Below are 15965 nucleotides of genomic sequence, written 5' to 3'. Positions count from 1 at the left end.
ATGGAAGTCACCCTGATCAAGACCATCGCAATGGAAGACGGTCTGCGCTTCGCCATCCGTGAAGGCGGTCGTACCGTCGGCGCCGGCGTCGTAGCAAAAATTATTGAATAAGTAGTTGATTTATTTGATCGGGCCGGTATAATGGCCGGCCTGATACAGCGTTAAAGGTCAGTAGCTCAATTGGCAGAGCGACGGTCTCCAAAACCGTAGGTTGGGGGTTCGATTCCCTCCTGACCTGCCATTCACCTCGGTGTGATTGGCTTTCTTCTTACAGGATCCTCCCCGATGACTCCCAAAACTGAAGCCCAAGATTCGCGTTTTGATCTGTTCAAGTGGCTCGCTGTTGTCGCATTGGTAGTTGTTGGTGTCGTGGGTAATCAGTATTACTCCGCATCCCCAATCCTGTATCGCGTACTCGTCCTGCTTGTTCTGGCTGCTGTCGCGGGCTTCGTTGCTCTGCAGACCGCCAAGGGTAAGTCGTTCTTTGCGCTGGCGAAGGAAGCACGTACCGAGATCCGTAAAGTCGTGTGGCCAACCCGTCAGGAAACCACTCAGACCACGCTGATTGTCGTGGCTGTTGTTTTGGTTATGGCGCTGGTGCTGTGGGGTCTCGACTCCCTGCTCGGTTGGTTGGTCTCCCTGATTGTTGGCTAAAGGTGTCCCGTGGCTAAGCGTTGGTATGTAGTGCATGCTTACTCGGGTTACGAGAAGCATGTCATGCGCTCCCTGGTAGAGCGCGTCAAGCTGGCTGGCATGGAAGACGAGTTCGGCGAAATCCTGGTTCCGACCGAGGAAGTCGTCGAAATGCGTAACGGCCAGAAGCGCAAGAGCGAGCGCAAGTTCTTCCCGGGCTATGTGCTGGTTCAGATGGAAATGAACGAAGGGACTTGGCACCTTGTCAAGGACACCCCTCGTGTTATGGGTTTCATTGGTGGTACCGCAGACAAGCCTGCGCCTATCACTGATAAAGAAGCTGAGGCCATCCTGCGTCGCGTAGCCGACGGCAGCGACAAGCCTAAGCCGAAGACGTTGTTCGAGCCGGGTGAAGTGGTTCGCGTCATTGACGGTCCCTTCGCTGACTTCAATGGCAACGTCGAAGAAGTTAACTACGAGAAGAGCCGCCTGCAGGTTGCAGTGCTCATTTTCGGTCGCTCCACCCCGGTGGAGCTCGAGTTCAGCCAGGTCGAGAAGGTCTAGCGGAACGCAGCATCCCATACCCCGCAGCCCTATGTGCTGCGGGGTTTTGTCGTCACTGGGATAAAACGCAAGTCATCCGGGGAGCCATCAGGCGTTCGTACCCGATTTTGGAGTAGCTCATGGCTAAGAAGATTCAGGCTTACATCAAGCTGCAAGTAAAGGCCGGCCAGGCCAACCCAAGCCCACCCGTTGGTCCAGCACTGGGTCAACATGGTGTGAACATCATGGAATTCTGCAAGGCCTTCAACGCCCGTACTCAGGGTCAAGAGCCAGGCCTGCCGACTCCAGTGATCATCACTGTCTACAGCGACCGTAGCTTCACCTTCGAGACCAAGAGCACCCCTGCCTCGGTTCTGCTGAAGAAAGCTGCTGGCCTGACCAGTGGTTCGGCTCGCCCGAACACCGTCAAAGTCGGTACCGTGAACCGTGCTCAGCTGGAAGAGATCGCCAAAGCCAAACAGGCTGATCTGACTGCCGCTGACCTGGACGCTGCTGTACGCACCATCGCTGGCTCTGCCCGCAGCATGGGCCTGAACGTGGAGGGTGTGTAATGGCTAAGCTGACCAAGCGCCAAAAGGCTATCGCCGAGAAAATCGAAGCAGGCAAGGCCTACAGCTTCGAAGAAGCGGCAACTCTGCTGGCTTCGCTGCCGGCTGCCAAGTTCGTCGAGTCCTACGACATCGCCGTAAACCTCGGTGTTGACCCACGTAAATCCGACCAGGTCGTTCGTAGCGCTACCGTGCTGCCACACGGCACTGGCAAGACCGTACGTGTTGCCGTCTTCACCCAGGGTCCAGCTGCTGAAGCCGCTCTGGCTGCCGGCGCTGACCGCGTAGGTATGGACGATCTGGCTGCCGAAATGAAAGCCGGTGACCTGAACTATGACGTCGTCATCGCATCGCCTGATGCCATGCGCGTTGTAGGTCAGCTGGGTCAGGTTCTGGGCCCTCGCGGCCTGATGCCTAACCCGAAAGTGGGTACCGTATCCCCAGACGTAGCCGGCGCTGTCAAAAACGCCAAGGCTGGTCAGGTTCGCTACCGTACCGACAAGAACGGTATCATCCACACCTCCGTTGGCAAAATCGGCTTCGAAGCCGGCAAGCTGAAGGAAAACGTTGAAGCCCTGATCGCTGATCTGAAGCGTATCAAGCCAGCTTCCTCGAAAGGTATCTACGTCAAGCGCGTTACCCTGAGCACCACCATGGGCCCAGGTCTGGTCATCGATCAGAGCTCGCTGAACGTGTAATGCTCGGCCGCGGCAACCTGGTTGTCGCGGCCAACTAAATTGGGGTCCCTGCCTGGCGGGGGCTATCCAAGACCGTAGGCGGCGCAAGCCTTAAACCACAAGCCTACGCAGATGGTGCTCCCGATTCGTTCGCGAATCAGACACCAAAACGACATCCGGCCTCGGCTGGATGAAACGGTAGAAACCAGGAGTAAACCCGTGGCAATTAAACTCGAAGACAAGAAGGCCATCGTCGCTGAAGTCAACGAGGCTGCCAAAGTCGCTCTGTCCGCTGTCGTGGCTGATGCCCGTGGTGTGACTGTAGGCGCAATGACCGGACTCCGTAAAGAGGCCCGCGAAGCTGGCGTTTACGTACGTGTCGTACGTAACACCCTGCTCAAGCGCGCTGTTGAAGGCACCGAGTTTTCGGTCCTCAACGACGTGTTCAAAGGCCCGACCCTGATCGCCTTCTCCAACGAACACCCGGGCGCTGCTGCCCGTCTGTTCAAAGAGTTCGCCAAGGGTCAGGACAAGTTCGAGATCAAGGCAGCTGCGTTTGACGGCAATTTCATTGCAGCGAACCAGATCGACGTGTTGGCTACCCTGCCGACCCGCGACGAAGCTATCGCAAAACTGATGAGCGTGATCCAAGGCGCCACCAGCAAGCTGGCTCGTACTCTGGCAGCCATTCGCGACCAGAAAGAAGCTACCGCTGCCTAAGGCACGCGAAACTCTTTCAAAATCATATGTTTAATTTGATGGCTGCGTAGGCTGTCACCCCAATACAGGATTTAAGTCATGTCCCTGACTAACGAGCAAATCATCGAAGCAATCGGCCAGAAAACCGTTCTGGAAATTGTTGAGCTGATCAAAGCTATGGAAGAAACCTTCGGCGTTACCGCTGCTGTTGCCGCTGCCGGCCCAGCTGCTGCTGCTGCCGTTGTTGAAGAGCAGACCGAGTTCAACGTTGTCCTGGTTGAAGCCGGCGACAAGAAAGTGAACGTCATTAAAGCCGTTCGCGAGCTGACCGGTCTGGGCCTGAAAGAAGCCAAAGAGAAAGTCGATGGCGCTCCTCAGGTTGTAGCTGAAGGCGTTTCGAAAGAAGCCGCTGAAGACGCTAAGAAGAAGCTGGAAGAAGCAGGCGCTAAAGTCGAGCTGAAGTAATTTCGACTTTGCGACTCCAGTCCGAGCGTTGAGCGAAGGGCTGATGGCTGGTGGCTTATGCCACCGGCCTTTTTCCGTTATTGGTGGCCGATCAGGTCGGCCCCGATAACGAGCTGCAAGACACCCAAGAGGGTGGCGCAAACCATGGGGTTTGCACGATTTTCGGCTGCTCCCGCCGGGAGATGCCAAATAAGCAGGTGACCAAGCTGGGGAATGCTGATGGCTTACTCATACACTGAGAAAAAACGTATCCGCAAGGACTTTAGCAAGTTGCCGGACGTCATGGACGTGCCTTATCTCCTGGCAATCCAGCTGGATTCGTATCGCGAATTCCTGCAGGCGGGAGCATCCAAGGACCAGTTCCGCGACGTCGGCCTGCATGCGGCCTTCAAATCGGTATTCCCGATCATCAGCTACTCCGGCAATGCTGCCCTGGAGTACGTCGGCTATCGCCTGGGCGAGCCGGCTTTCGATGTGAAGGAATGTGTCCTGCGCGGTGTGACCTTTGCGGTCCCGCTGCGGGTGAAGGTGCGCCTGATCATCTTCGACAAGGAATCGTCGAACAAAGCGATCAAGGACATCAAAGAGCAAGAAGTCTACATGGGTGAAATCCCCCTGATGACTGAGAACGGTACCTTCGTTATCAACGGTACCGAGCGTGTGATCGTGTCCCAGTTGCACCGTTCGCCGGGTGTGTTCTTCGACCACGACCGTGGCAAGACCCACAGCTCCGGCAAGCTGCTGTACTCCGCACGCATCATCCCTTACCGCGGTTCGTGGCTGGACTTCGAGTTCGACCCGAAAGACTGCGTGTTCGTACGTATCGACCGTCGCCGCAAGCTGCCGGCCTCGGTACTGCTGCGTGCCCTGGGTTACAGCACTGAAGAAGTGCTCAACACCTTCTACACCACCAACGTCTTCCACATCTCCGGCGAGAAACTCAGCCTGGAGCTGGTGCCGCAGCGTCTGCGTGGTGAAGTTGCGGTCATGGACATCCATGACGACAGCGGCAAGGTCATCGTCGAGCAGGGTCGCCGTATCACTGCGCGCCACATCAACCAGCTTGAAAAAGCTGGCGTGAAAGAGCTGGAAGTGCCGATGGAATACGTGCTGGGTCGTACCAGCGCCAAGGCCATCGTGCACCCGGCTACCGGCGAGATCCTGGCCGAGTGCAACACCGAGCTGACCACCGATCTGCTGATCAAGATCGCCAAGGCTCAGGTCGTTCGCATCGAGACCCTGTACACCAACGACATCGACTGCGGTCCGTTCATCTCGGATACGCTGAAGATCGACACCACCAGCAACCAGCTGGAAGCCCTGGTCGAGATCTACCGCATGATGCGTCCAGGCGAGCCGCCAACCAAGGACGCCGCCGAGACCCTGTTCAACAACCTGTTCTTCAGCGCCGAGCGTTACGACCTGTCCGCCGTTGGCCGCATGAAGTTCAACCGTCGTATCGGTCGTACCGAGATCGAAGGTTCGGGCGTGCTGAGCAAGGAAGATATCGTCGAGGTCCTCAAGACCCTGGTCGACATCCGTAACGGCAAAGGCATCGTCGACGACATCGACCACCTGGGTAACCGTCGCGTCCGCTGCGTCGGCGAGATGGCCGAGAACCAGTTCCGCGTTGGCCTGGTGCGTGTAGAGCGCGCGGTCAAAGAGCGTCTGTCGATGGCCGAAAGCGAAGGCCTGATGCCGCAGGACCTGATCAACGCCAAGCCGGTTGCGGCGGCGGTGAAAGAGTTCTTCGGTTCCAGCCAGCTCTCGCAGTTCATGGACCAGAACAACCCGCTCTCCGAGATCACCCACAAGCGCCGTGTTTCTGCACTCGGCCCTGGCGGTCTGACCCGTGAGCGCGCAGGCTTCGAAGTCCGTGACGTACACCCGACCCACTACGGCCGTGTGTGCCCGATCGAAACGCCGGAAGGCCCGAACATCGGTCTGATCAACTCCCTGGCAGCCTATGCCCGCACCAACCAGTACGGCTTCCTCGAAAGCCCGTACCGCGTGGTGAAAGAGGGTGTGGTCAGCGACGACATCGTGTTCCTGTCGGCCATCGAAGAAGCTGATCACGTCATCGCCCAGGCCTCGGCCGCGATGAACGAGAAGAAGCAACTGATCGACGAGCTGGTAGCGGTCCGTCACCTGAACGAATTCACCGTCAAGGCGCCGGAAGACGTCACCCTGATGGACGTTTCGCCGAAGCAGGTTGTTTCCGTCGCTGCCTCGCTGATTCCGTTCCTCGAGCACGACGACGCCAACCGTGCGTTGATGGGTTCGAACATGCAGCGTCAGGCTGTACCGACCCTGCGCGCCGACAAGCCGCTGGTAGGTACCGGCATGGAGCGCAACGTCGCCCGTGACTCCGGTGTCTGCGTGGTTGCTCGCCGCGGTGGTGTGATCGACTCGGTCGACGCCAGCCGTATCGTCGTTCGCGTCAATGACGACGAAGTCGAGACCGGTGAAGCAGGTGTGGATATCTACAACCTGACCAAGTACACCCGTTCGAACCAGAACACCTGCATCAACCAGCGTCCGCTGGTGAGCAAGGGTGACAAGGTTCAGCGCAGCGACATCATGGCCGATGGTCCGTCCACCGACATGGGTGAGCTGGCACTGGGTCAGAACATGCGCATCGCGTTCATGGCGTGGAACGGCTTCAACTTCGAAGACTCCCTCTGCCTGTCCGAGCGTGTGGTTCAGGATGACCGCTTCACCACGATCCACATCCAGGAACTGACCTGTGTGGCCCGTGACACCAAGCTTGGCCCAGAGGAAATCACCGCAGACATCCCGAACGTGGGTGAAGCTGCGCTGAACAAGCTGGACGAAGCCGGTATCGTCTACGTAGGTGCCGAAGTCGGCGCCGGCGACATCCTGGTCGGCAAGGTCACCCCGAAAGGCGAGACCCAGCTGACTCCGGAAGAAAAACTGCTGCGCGCGATCTTCGGTGAGAAGGCCAGCGACGTCAAAGACACCTCCCTGCGCGTACCGACCGGTACCAAGGGCACCGTCATCGACGTACAGGTCTTCACCCGTGATGGCGTCGAGCGCGACAGCCGCGCCCTGGCCATCGAGAAGATGCAGCTGGACGAGATCCGCAAGGACCTCAACGAAGAGTTCCGCATCGTCGAAGGCGCAACCTTCGAGCGTCTGCGTTCGGCTCTGAACGGCCAGGTGGTCGACGGTGGTGCGGGCCTGAAGAAAGGCACCGTGATCAGCGACGAGGTCCTGAACGGTCTGGAGCACGGCCAGTGGTTCAAACTGCGCATGGCCGAAGATGCACTGAACGAGCAGCTGGAAAAGGCTCAGCAGTACATCGTCGATCGCCGTCGCCTGCTGGACGACAAGTTCGAAGACAAGAAGCGCAAGCTGCAGCAGGGCGATGACCTGGCACCGGGCGTACTGAAGATCGTCAAGGTCTACCTGGCCATCCGCCGTCGCATCCAGCCGGGTGACAAGATGGCCGGTCGTCACGGTAACAAGGGTGTCGTCTCGGTAATCATGCCGGTCGAAGACATGCCGCACGACGCCAACGGTACTCCGGTCGACGTCGTACTGAACCCGCTGGGCGTACCTTCGCGTATGAACGTCGGGCAGATCCTCGAAACCCACCTGGGCCTCGCGGCCAAAGGTCTGGGCGAGAAGATCGACCGCATGATCGAAGAGCAGCGTAAAGCCGCTGAAATCCGTGGCTTCCTCACCGAGATCTACAACGAGATCGGTGGTCGTCAGGAGAACCTGGAAGAGTTCACCGACGCAGAGATCCTCGCCCTGGCCCACAACCTGAAGAAAGGCGTGCCTATGGCCACTCCGGTCTTCGACGGTGCCAAAGAGCGTGAGATCAAGGCCATGCTGAAACTGGCAGACCTGCCAGAAAGCGGCCAGATGCAGCTGTTCGACGGCCGCACCGGCAACAAGTTCGAGCGTCCTGTGACCGTTGGTTACATGTACATGCTCAAGCTGAACCACTTGGTGGACGACAAGATGCACGCGCGTTCCACTGGTTCCTACAGCCTGGTTACCCAGCAGCCGCTGGGTGGTAAGGCGCAGTTCGGTGGTCAGCGTTTCGGGGAGATGGAAGTGTGGGCGCTGGAAGCATACGGCGCGGCATACACCCTGCAAGAAATGCTCACAGTGAAGTCGGACGACGTGAACGGCCGTACCAAGATGTACAAGAACATCGTGGATGGCGATCACCGTATGGAGCCGGGCATGCCCGAGTCCTTCAACGTGTTGATCAAAGAGATCCGTTCGCTCGGTATCGATATCGATCTGGAAACCGAATAACACGTGACGCGAAGGGGAGTGGGCAGGTAATGCCTGCTCCCTGCTCCGCCAGGAGGAAAGGCCTTGAAAGACCTACTGAATTTGCTGAAAAACCAGGGTCAAGTCGAAGAGTTCGACGCCATCCGCATCGGTCTGGCGTCGCCTGAAATGATCCGTTCGTGGTCGTTCGGTGAAGTCAAAAAGCCCGAGACCATCAACTACCGTACGTTCAAGCCTGAGCGTGACGGCCTGTTCTGCGCCAAGATCTTTGGCCCAGTCAAGGACTACGAGTGCCTGTGCGGCAAGTACAAGCGCCTCAAGCACCGCGGCGTAATCTGCGAGAAGTGCGGCGTTGAAGTTGCCCTGGCCAAGGTTCGTCGTGAGCGCATGGCGCACATCGAACTGGCCTCGCCGGTTGCCCACATCTGGTTCCTGAAGTCGCTGCCGTCCCGTATCGGCCTGCTGATGGACATGACCCTGCGTGATATCGAGCGCGTGCTCTACTTCGAGAGCTATGTCGTTATCGACCCGGGCATGACCACCCTCGAGAAGGGTCAGCTGCTGAACGACGAGCAGTACTTCGAAGCGCTGGAAGAGTTCGGTGACGACTTCGACGCCCGCATGGGTGCCGAGGCTGTCCGCGAGCTGCTGCACGCTATCGACCTGGAGCACGAGATCGGCCGCCTGCGCGAAGAAATTCCGCAAACCAACTCGGAAACCAAGATCAAGAAGCTGTCCAAGCGCCTGAAGCTGATGGAAGCTTTCCAGGGCTCGGGCAACCTGCCTGAGTGGATGGTCCTGACCGTCCTGCCAGTGCTGCCGCCGGACCTGCGTCCGCTGGTACCGCTGGATGGCGGCCGCTTCGCGACCTCCGACCTGAACGACCTGTATCGTCGGGTGATCAACCGTAACAACCGTCTGAAGCGCCTGCTCGATCTGTCGGCGCCGGACATCATCGTGCGCAACGAAAAGCGCATGCTGCAGGAAGCGGTCGACGCCCTGCTCGACAACGGCCGTCGCGGTCGCGCCATCACTGGCTCGAACAAGCGTCCGCTGAAGTCGCTGGCCGACATGATCAAAGGTAAGCAAGGTCGCTTCCGTCAGAACTTGCTCGGTAAGCGCGTTGACTACTCCGGCCGTTCGGTAATTACCGTAGGCCCGACCCTGCGCCTGCACCAGTGCGGTCTGCCGAAGAAGATGGCGCTGGAACTGTTCAAGCCGTTCATTTTCGGCAAGCTGGAAATGCGTGGTCTGGCGACCACCATCAAGGCCGCCAAGAAGATGGTCGAGCGCGAACTGCCAGAGGTCTGGGACGTTCTCGCCGAGGTTATCCGCGAACACCCCGTACTGCTCAACCGTGCGCCGACCCTGCACCGTCTGGGTATCCAGGCCTTTGAACCGGTTCTGATCGAAGGTAAGGCTATCCAGCTGCACCCGCTGGTCTGCGCCGCGTACAACGCCGACTTCGACGGTGACCAGATGGCCGTTCACGTGCCGCTGACGCTGGAAGCCCAGCTCGAAGCGCGCGCGCTGATGATGTCGACCAACAACATCCTGTCGCCAGCCAACGGTGAGCCAATCATCGTTCCGTCGCAGGACGTTGTACTGGGTCTGTACTACATGACCCGTGAAGCCATCAACGCCAAGGGCGAAGGTCGCGTATTCGCCGACCTGCAGGAAGTCGACCGCGTGTTCCGCGCCGGCGAAGCTGCCCTGCACGCGAAAATCAAGGTCCGTATCAACGAGACCGTGAACGACCGTGATGGCAGCGTCACCAAGAACACCCGTATCGTCGACACCACCGTCGGCCGTGCGCTGCTGTTCCAGGTTGTACCGGCAGGCCTGCCGTACGACGTGGTGAACCAGCCGATGAAGAAAAAGGCGATCTCCAAGCTGATCAACCAGTGCTACCGCGTGGTTGGTCTGAAAGAGACCGTTATCTTCGCCGACCAGCTGATGTACACCGGTTTCGCCTACTCCACCATCTCTGGCGTGTCCATTGGTGTGAACGACTTCGTCATCCCGGATGAGAAGGCGCGCATCATCGACAGCGCTACCGATGAAGTGAAGGAAATCGAGAGCCAGTACGCCTCCGGCCTGGTAACCCAGGGCGAGAAGTACAACAAGGTCATCGACTTGTGGTCCAAGGCGAACGACGAAGTGTCCAAGGCGATGATGGCCAACCTCTCGAAAGAGAAGGTCATCGACCGCGAAGGCAACGAAGTCGACCAAGAGTCCTTCAACTCGATGTACATGATGGCCGACTCCGGTGCTCGTGGTTCTGCGGCCCAGATCCGTCAGCTGGCCGGTATGCGTGGCCTGATGGCCAAGCCGGACGGCTCGATCATCGAGACGCCGATCACCGCGAACTTCCGTGAAGGTCTGAGCGTACTGCAGTACTTCATCTCGACCCACGGTGCTCGTAAGGGTCTGGCGGATACCGCACTGAAGACCGCGAACTCCGGTTACCTGACTCGTCGTCTGGTAGACGTGGCGCAAGACCTGGTAGTGACCGAGATCGACTGCGGCACCGACCAGGGTCTGCTGATGACCCCGCACATCGAAGGCGGCGACGTTGTCGAGCCGCTGGGTGAGCGCGTACTGGGCCGTGTCATCGCCCGTGACGTGTTCAAGCCAGGCACCGAGGACGTCATCGTTCCGGCCGGTACCCTGGTCGACGAGCAGTGGGTCGAGTTCATCGAGCTGAACAGCATCGACGAAGTGATCGTGCGTTCGCCGATCAGCTGCGAAACCCGCTTCGGCATCTGCGCCAAGTGCTACGGTCGTGACCTGGCTCGTGGTCACCAGGTGAACATCGGTGAAGCTGTCGGCGTTATCGCTGCACAGTCGATCGGTGAGCCGGGTACCCAGCTCACCATGCGTACGTTCCACATCGGTGGTGCTGCAAGCCGTACTTCGGCTGCCGACAGCGTCCAGGTGAAGAACGGCGGTATGGTGCGTCTGCACAACCTGAAGCAGGTCGAGCGCGCCGATGGCAACCTGGTTGCCGTATCGCGTTCCGGTGAGCTGGCCATTGCCGACGAGTTCGGCCGTGAGCGTGAGCGCTACAAGCTGCCGTACGGTGCGGTAATTTCGGTCAAGGAAGGTGAGAAGGTCGAAGCTGGCGCCATCGTCGCCAAGTGGGACCCGCACACCCACCCGATCGTTACCGAACTGAAAGGTACCGTGACCTTCGTGGGCATGGAAGAAAACATCACCATCAAGCGCCAGACCGACGAACTGACCGGCCTGACCAACATTGAAGTGATGGACGTCAAGGATCGCCCTGCCGCAGGCAAGGAAATCCGCCCGGCCATCAAGATGGTCGATGCTGCAGGCAAGGACCTGTACCTGCCAGGTACCGACGTACCGGCACAGTACTTCCTGCCAGCCAACGCCCTCGTCGGTGTGGCTGACGGTGCCCAGATCGGCGTCGGTGACGTTATCGCGCGTATCCCGCAAGAAACGTCGAAGACCCGTGACATCACCGGTGGTCTGCCACGCGTTGCCGACCTGTTCGAAGCGCGTCGTCCGAAAGAAGCCTCGATTCTGGCTGAAGTCAGCGGCACCATTGCCTTCGGTAAAGAAACCAAGGGCAAGCGTCGTCTGGTCATCACCCCGACCGATGGCAGCGATCCGTACGAAGAGCTGATTCCGAAGTGGCGCCACCTGAACGTTTTCGAAGGCGAACAGGTAAACCGCGGCGAAGTTATCTCCGACGGCCCGAGCGATCCGCACGACATCCTGCGTCTGCTGGGTGTGAGCGCGCTGGCGAAGTACATCGTCAACGAGATCCAGGACGTTTACCGTCTGCAGGGCGTGAAGATCAACGACAAGCACATCGAGACCATTCTGCGTCAGATGCTGCGTAAAGTTGAGATTTCCGAGTCGGGCGATTCCAGCTTCATCAAGGGCGACCAGATGGAACTGACCCAGGTACTGGTAGAGAACGAGCGTCTCGCCGGCGAGGACAAGTTCATCTCCAAGTTCACCCGCGTGCTGCTGGGTATCACCAAGGCCTCGCTGTCCACCGAATCGTTCATCTCGGCGGCTTCCTTCCAGGAAACCACCCGCGTACTGACCGAAGCGGCGGTAACCGGCAAGCGCGACTACCTGCGCGGCCTGAAAGAGAACGTGGTCGTGGGTCGTCTGATCCCGGCCGGTACCGGTCTGGCCTACCACAGCGAGCGCAAGCGTCGCCGTGATGCCGACAAGCCGCTGCGTGTAAGCGCCAGTGAGGTGGAAGCCGCACTGACCGAAGCGCTGAATTCCAGCGGTAACTAAGTACAGGGCAGGGCCCCGGCAACCCTCGAACGGGCATCGGCGACATGAATTGTTGCCGATGATCGGGCGAGGAGGGCCGGGGCCTCGTCTTGACTGGGTGCAAGATCCTCTTTAGACTTTTGTACCCTTAAATTTGGTGAGGCTCCGTCTCGCCAATTTTTGGCTTTCTTGCAAGACAATAGAGTCGCAAGACAATCAGTGGAGCTAGTAGATGGCAACTATCAACCAGCTGGTACGTCAGCCGCGCAAGCGTTCGGTCGAGAAGTCCGACGTTCCTGCGCTGCAGAACTGCCCGCAACGTCGTGGCGTGTGCACCCGCGTGTACACCACCACGCCGAAAAAACCTAACTCGGCACTGCGTAAAGTATGCCGTGTGCGCCTGACCAACGGTTTCGAGGTTTCCTCGTACATCGGCGGTGAAGGCCACAACCTGCAAGAGCACAGCGTCGTCCTGATCCGTGGCGGCCGTGTAAAAGACTTGCCAGGTGTTCGTTACCACACCGTTCGCGGCTCTCTGGATACTTCGGGCGTCAAAGGCCGTAACCAGGGTCGTTCGAAGTACGGTACCAAGCGTCCGAAGTAATCGGCCGTTTGCAGACATCCATTTTTTTGAGTCGATAAGAGTAAGGTCGGGCAGGGGTCGAAGACCCACGTCCCGGGCTAACCTGAAGACCGTTTGAGGGCTTATCATGCCAAGACGTCGTGTAGCAGCAAAACGTGAGATCCTTGACGATCCGAAGTACGGATCCCAGATCCTCGCCAAGTTCATGAACCACGTGATGGAAAGCGGCAAGAAGGCCGTAGCCGAGCGCATCGTTTACGGTGCCCTGGATACCGTCAAAGCACGCAAGAACAGCGACCCCCTGGAAATCTTCGAGAAAGCTCTCGACGCCATCGCTCCGCTGGTCGAAGTAAAGTCCCGCCGTGTCGGCGGTGCCACTTACCAGGTTCCGGTTGAAGTTCGTCCATCCCGTCGTAACGCTCTGGCAATGCGCTGGCTCGTAGACTACGCCCGCAAGCGCGGCGAGAAGTCGATGGCCCTGCGTCTGGCCGGCGAACTGCTGGATGCTGCCGAAGGCAAAGGTGCTGCAGTCAAGAAGCGTGAAGACGTTCACCGTATGGCTGAAGCCAACAAAGCGTTCTCGCACTACCGCTTCTAATTCAAGCATCAATCATTTTGCGAGGGCTTTATGGCTCGTACTACAGCAATTAACCGCTACCGTAACATTGGTATCTGTGCCCACGTTGACGCGGGCAAGACCACCACTACCGAGCGGATCCTGTTCTACACAGGTCTGAGCCACAAGATGGGCGAGGTGCACGACGGCGCCGCGACCACCGACTGGATGGTGCAGGAGCAGGAGCGCGGTATCACCATTACCTCCGCTGCCGTTACCACCTTCTGGAAAGGTTCGGTTGGTCAGTACGACAACTACCGCGTAAACGTCATCGATACCCCCGGCCACGTTGACTTCACCATTGAAGTAGAGCGTTCGCTGCGCGTACTCGACGGCGCGGTCGTTGTGTTCTGCGGTACCTCCGGCGTTGAGCCGCAGTCCGAAACCGTATGGCGTCAGGCCAACAAGTACGGCGTTCCACGTGTTGTCTACGTGAACAAGATGGACCGTGCCGGTGCCAACTTCCTGCGCGTCGTAGGTCAGATCAAGAACCGTCTGGGTCACACCCCGGTTCCGATTCAGCTGGCCATCGGTTCGGAAGATAACTTCCAGGGTCAGGTCGACCTGATCAAGATGAAGGCTATCTACTGGAACGACGACGACAAGGGCACCACCTATCGCGAGGAAGAAATTCCTGCCGATATGCTGGAGCTGGCTGAAGAATGGCGCAACAACATGGTTGAAGCCGCCGCCGAAGCCAACGAAGAGCTGATGAACAAGTACCTTGAAGAAGGTGAGCTGACCGTCGAAGAGATCAAGGCAGGCCTGCGTGCGCGCACCCTGGCCAGCGAGATCGTTCCGGCTGTCTGCGGTTCGTCGTTCAAGAACAAGGGCGTTCCCCTGGTTCTTGACGCCGTCATCGAGTTCCTGCCTGCTCCGACCGAGATCCCTGCAATCCAGGGTATCAACCCGGACGACAAAGAGCTGGACAAAGAAGACCCGGCTGTTCGTAAAGACGTGCGTCACGCTGACGACGACGAGCCGTTCTCGGCTCTGGCGTTCAAGATCGCCACTGACCCGTTCGTTGGTACTCTGACCTTCGTTCGCGTTTACTCGGGCGTTCTGAGCTCCGGTGACTCGGTCATCAACTCGGTCAAAGGCAAGAAAGAGCGCGTTGGCCGTATGGTGCAGATGCACGCCAACCAGCGTGAAGAGATCAAGGAAGTGCGCGCTGGCGACATCGCTGCTCTGATCGGCATGAAGGACGTGACCACAGGCGAAACCCTGTGCAACGCCGACAAGCCAATCATCCTTGAGCGTATGGACTTCCCAGAGCCGGTCATTTCGCTCTCCGTAGAGCCGAAAACCAAGGCTGACCAGGAGAAGATGGGTATCGCACTGGGCAAGCTGGCCCAGGAAGACCCGTCGTTCCGCGTCAAGACCGACGAAGAGACTGGCCAGACCATCATCTCGGGTATGGGTGAGCTGCACCTGGACATCCTCGTTGACCGCATGAAGCGCGAGTTCAACGTCGAAGCCAACATCGGTAAGCCTCAGGTTTCGTACCGCGAGAAGATCACCAAATCCGGCGTTGAGATCGAAGGCAAATTCGTTCGTCAGTCGGGTGGTCGTGGTCAGTTCGGTCACTGCTGGATCCGTTTCTCGGAGCCAGAAGTCGACGAGAAGGGCAACATCACCGAAGGTCTGGTGTTCTCCAACGAAGTCGTTGGTGGTGTGATTCCTAAGGAATTCATCGCCCCGATCCAGAAGGGTATCGAAGAGCAGATGAAAAACGGCGTTGTTGCCGGTTATCCTCTGATCGGCCTGAAGGCCACGGTATTCGACGGTTCGTACCACGACGTCGACTCCAACGAAATGGCGTTCAAAATCGCTGCTTCGATGGCAACCAAGCAACTGGCCCAGAAGGGCGGTGGCGTGGTTCTCGAGCCGATCATGAAGGTCGAAGTTGTAACCCCGGAAGATTACCTGGGTGACGTGATGGGTGACCTGAACCGTCGTCGTGGTCTGGTCCAGGGTATGGATGAGTCGGTCTCTGGCCGTGTCGTCCGCGCTGAGGTTCCGCTGGGCGAGATGTTCGGTTACGCAACCGACGTTCGTTCCATGTCTCAGGGTCGCGCAAGCTACTCCATGGAATTCTCGAAATACGCTGAAGCTCCGTCGAACATCGTCGAAGCTCTCATTAAAAAACAAGGCTGATTCAGCCCCTTTAGGCTAGGAGTTCACTGTCGTGGCTAAAGAAAAATTTGATCGTTCCCTTCCCCACGTTAACGTCGGCACCATCGGCCACGTTGACCACGGTAAGACCACTCTGACCGCAGCTCTGACTCGCGTTTGCTCCGAAGTTTTCGGTTCGGCAATCGTTGAGTTCGACAAGATCGACTCGGCTCCGGAAGAGAAAGCGCGCGGTATCACCATCAACACCGCTCACGTTGAGTACAACTCGACCATTCGTCACTACGCTCACGTTGACTGCCCGGGTCACGCTGACTACGTGAAGAACATGATCACCGGTGCTGCCCAGATGGACGGCGCGATCCTGGTTTGCTCGGCCGCTGATGGTCCGATGCCACAAACCCGTGAGCACATCCTGCTGTCCCGTCAGGTTGGCGTTCCGTACATCGTGGTCGTCCTGAACAAGGCTGACCTGGTAGACGACGCTGAGCTGCTGGAGCTGGTCGAGATGG

At 58.4% G+C, this 15965-nt stretch carries 12 protein-coding genes, 1 tRNA gene and 1 pseudogene; all 14 read left to right on the top strand.

All coding sequences use genetic code 11. From position 1 onward, the window contains the following. Positions 1-111 (top strand): annotated as a pseudogene (locus ACI2KK_RS28615) (elongation factor Tu); the annotation flags it as partial. Positions 112-165: 54 nt separating this feature from the next. Next, a tRNA-Trp gene (locus tag ACI2KK_RS28610) sits at positions 166-241 on the top strand. A gap of 44 nt (positions 242-285) precedes the next feature. Further along, positions 286-654, top strand: coding sequence for a preprotein translocase subunit SecE (gene secE / locus ACI2KK_RS28605; RefSeq protein ID WP_217841527.1), 369 nt, complete (start codon positions 286-288; stop codon positions 652-654). 9 nt (positions 655-663) lie between these two features. Continuing rightward, positions 664-1197, top strand: a complete 534-nt coding sequence (nusG, locus tag ACI2KK_RS28600) for a transcription termination/antitermination protein NusG (protein WP_217841528.1) — start codon at positions 664-666, stop codon at positions 1195-1197. Between the two features lie 119 nt (positions 1198-1316). Then, positions 1317-1748, top strand: coding sequence for a 50S ribosomal protein L11 (gene rplK, locus ACI2KK_RS28595; RefSeq protein WP_217841529.1), 432 nt, complete (start codon positions 1317-1319; stop codon positions 1746-1748). Next, positions 1748-2443, top strand: coding sequence for a 50S ribosomal protein L1 (gene rplA, locus ACI2KK_RS28590; RefSeq protein WP_404671596.1), 696 nt, complete (start codon positions 1748-1750; stop codon positions 2441-2443). The genes rplK and rplA overlap by 1 nt, the downstream gene beginning before the upstream one ends. A gap of 198 nt (positions 2444-2641) precedes the next feature. After that, positions 2642-3142: a 50S ribosomal protein L10 gene (gene rplJ, locus ACI2KK_RS28585; RefSeq protein WP_217841531.1), complete on the top strand. Its 501-nt coding sequence runs from the start codon at positions 2642-2644 to the stop codon at positions 3140-3142. 78 nt (positions 3143-3220) lie between these two features. After that, entirely contained in the window at positions 3221-3586 is a 366-nt protein-coding gene (gene rplL, locus ACI2KK_RS28580; protein WP_217841532.1) for a 50S ribosomal protein L7/L12, read from the top strand. Positions 3587-3805: 219 nt separating this feature from the next. Then, complete coding sequence (gene rpoB, locus ACI2KK_RS28575; RefSeq protein ID WP_404671595.1) at positions 3806-7879, top strand: DNA-directed RNA polymerase subunit beta; 4074 nt, start codon at positions 3806-3808, stop codon at positions 7877-7879. A gap of 63 nt (positions 7880-7942) precedes the next feature. After that, positions 7943-12142: a DNA-directed RNA polymerase subunit beta' gene (gene rpoC / locus ACI2KK_RS28570; protein ID WP_217841534.1), complete on the top strand. Its 4200-nt coding sequence runs from the start codon at positions 7943-7945 to the stop codon at positions 12140-12142. 211 nt (positions 12143-12353) lie between these two features. Next, on the top strand, positions 12354-12725 hold the full coding sequence (gene rpsL, locus ACI2KK_RS28565) for a 30S ribosomal protein S12 (RefSeq protein WP_003255492.1): 372 nt from the start codon (positions 12354-12356) through the stop codon (positions 12723-12725). Between the two features lie 106 nt (positions 12726-12831). After that, the gene (gene rpsG, locus ACI2KK_RS28560) at positions 12832-13302 is read left to right on the top strand and encodes a 30S ribosomal protein S7 (protein WP_003246741.1); all 471 of its coding nucleotides are present in this window, start codon (positions 12832-12834) and stop codon (positions 13300-13302) included. 30 nt (positions 13303-13332) lie between these two features. Continuing rightward, positions 13333-15477, top strand: a complete 2145-nt coding sequence (fusA, locus tag ACI2KK_RS28555) for an elongation factor G (RefSeq protein WP_404671594.1) — start codon at positions 13333-13335, stop codon at positions 15475-15477. 31 nt (positions 15478-15508) lie between these two features. Next, a partial coding sequence (locus ACI2KK_RS28550) for a GTP-binding protein (RefSeq protein WP_404671593.1) occupies positions 15509-15965 on the top strand: 457 nt, incomplete at its 3' end.

Source organism: Pseudomonas sp. NPDC089406 (assembly GCF_044900265.1).
Classification (GTDB): Bacteria; Pseudomonadota; Gammaproteobacteria; order Pseudomonadales; family Pseudomonadaceae; genus Aquipseudomonas; species Aquipseudomonas fakonensis.
The sequence above is the reverse complement of the archived record's forward strand: the minus strand, read 5'-3'. Positions and strand labels throughout refer to the sequence as shown.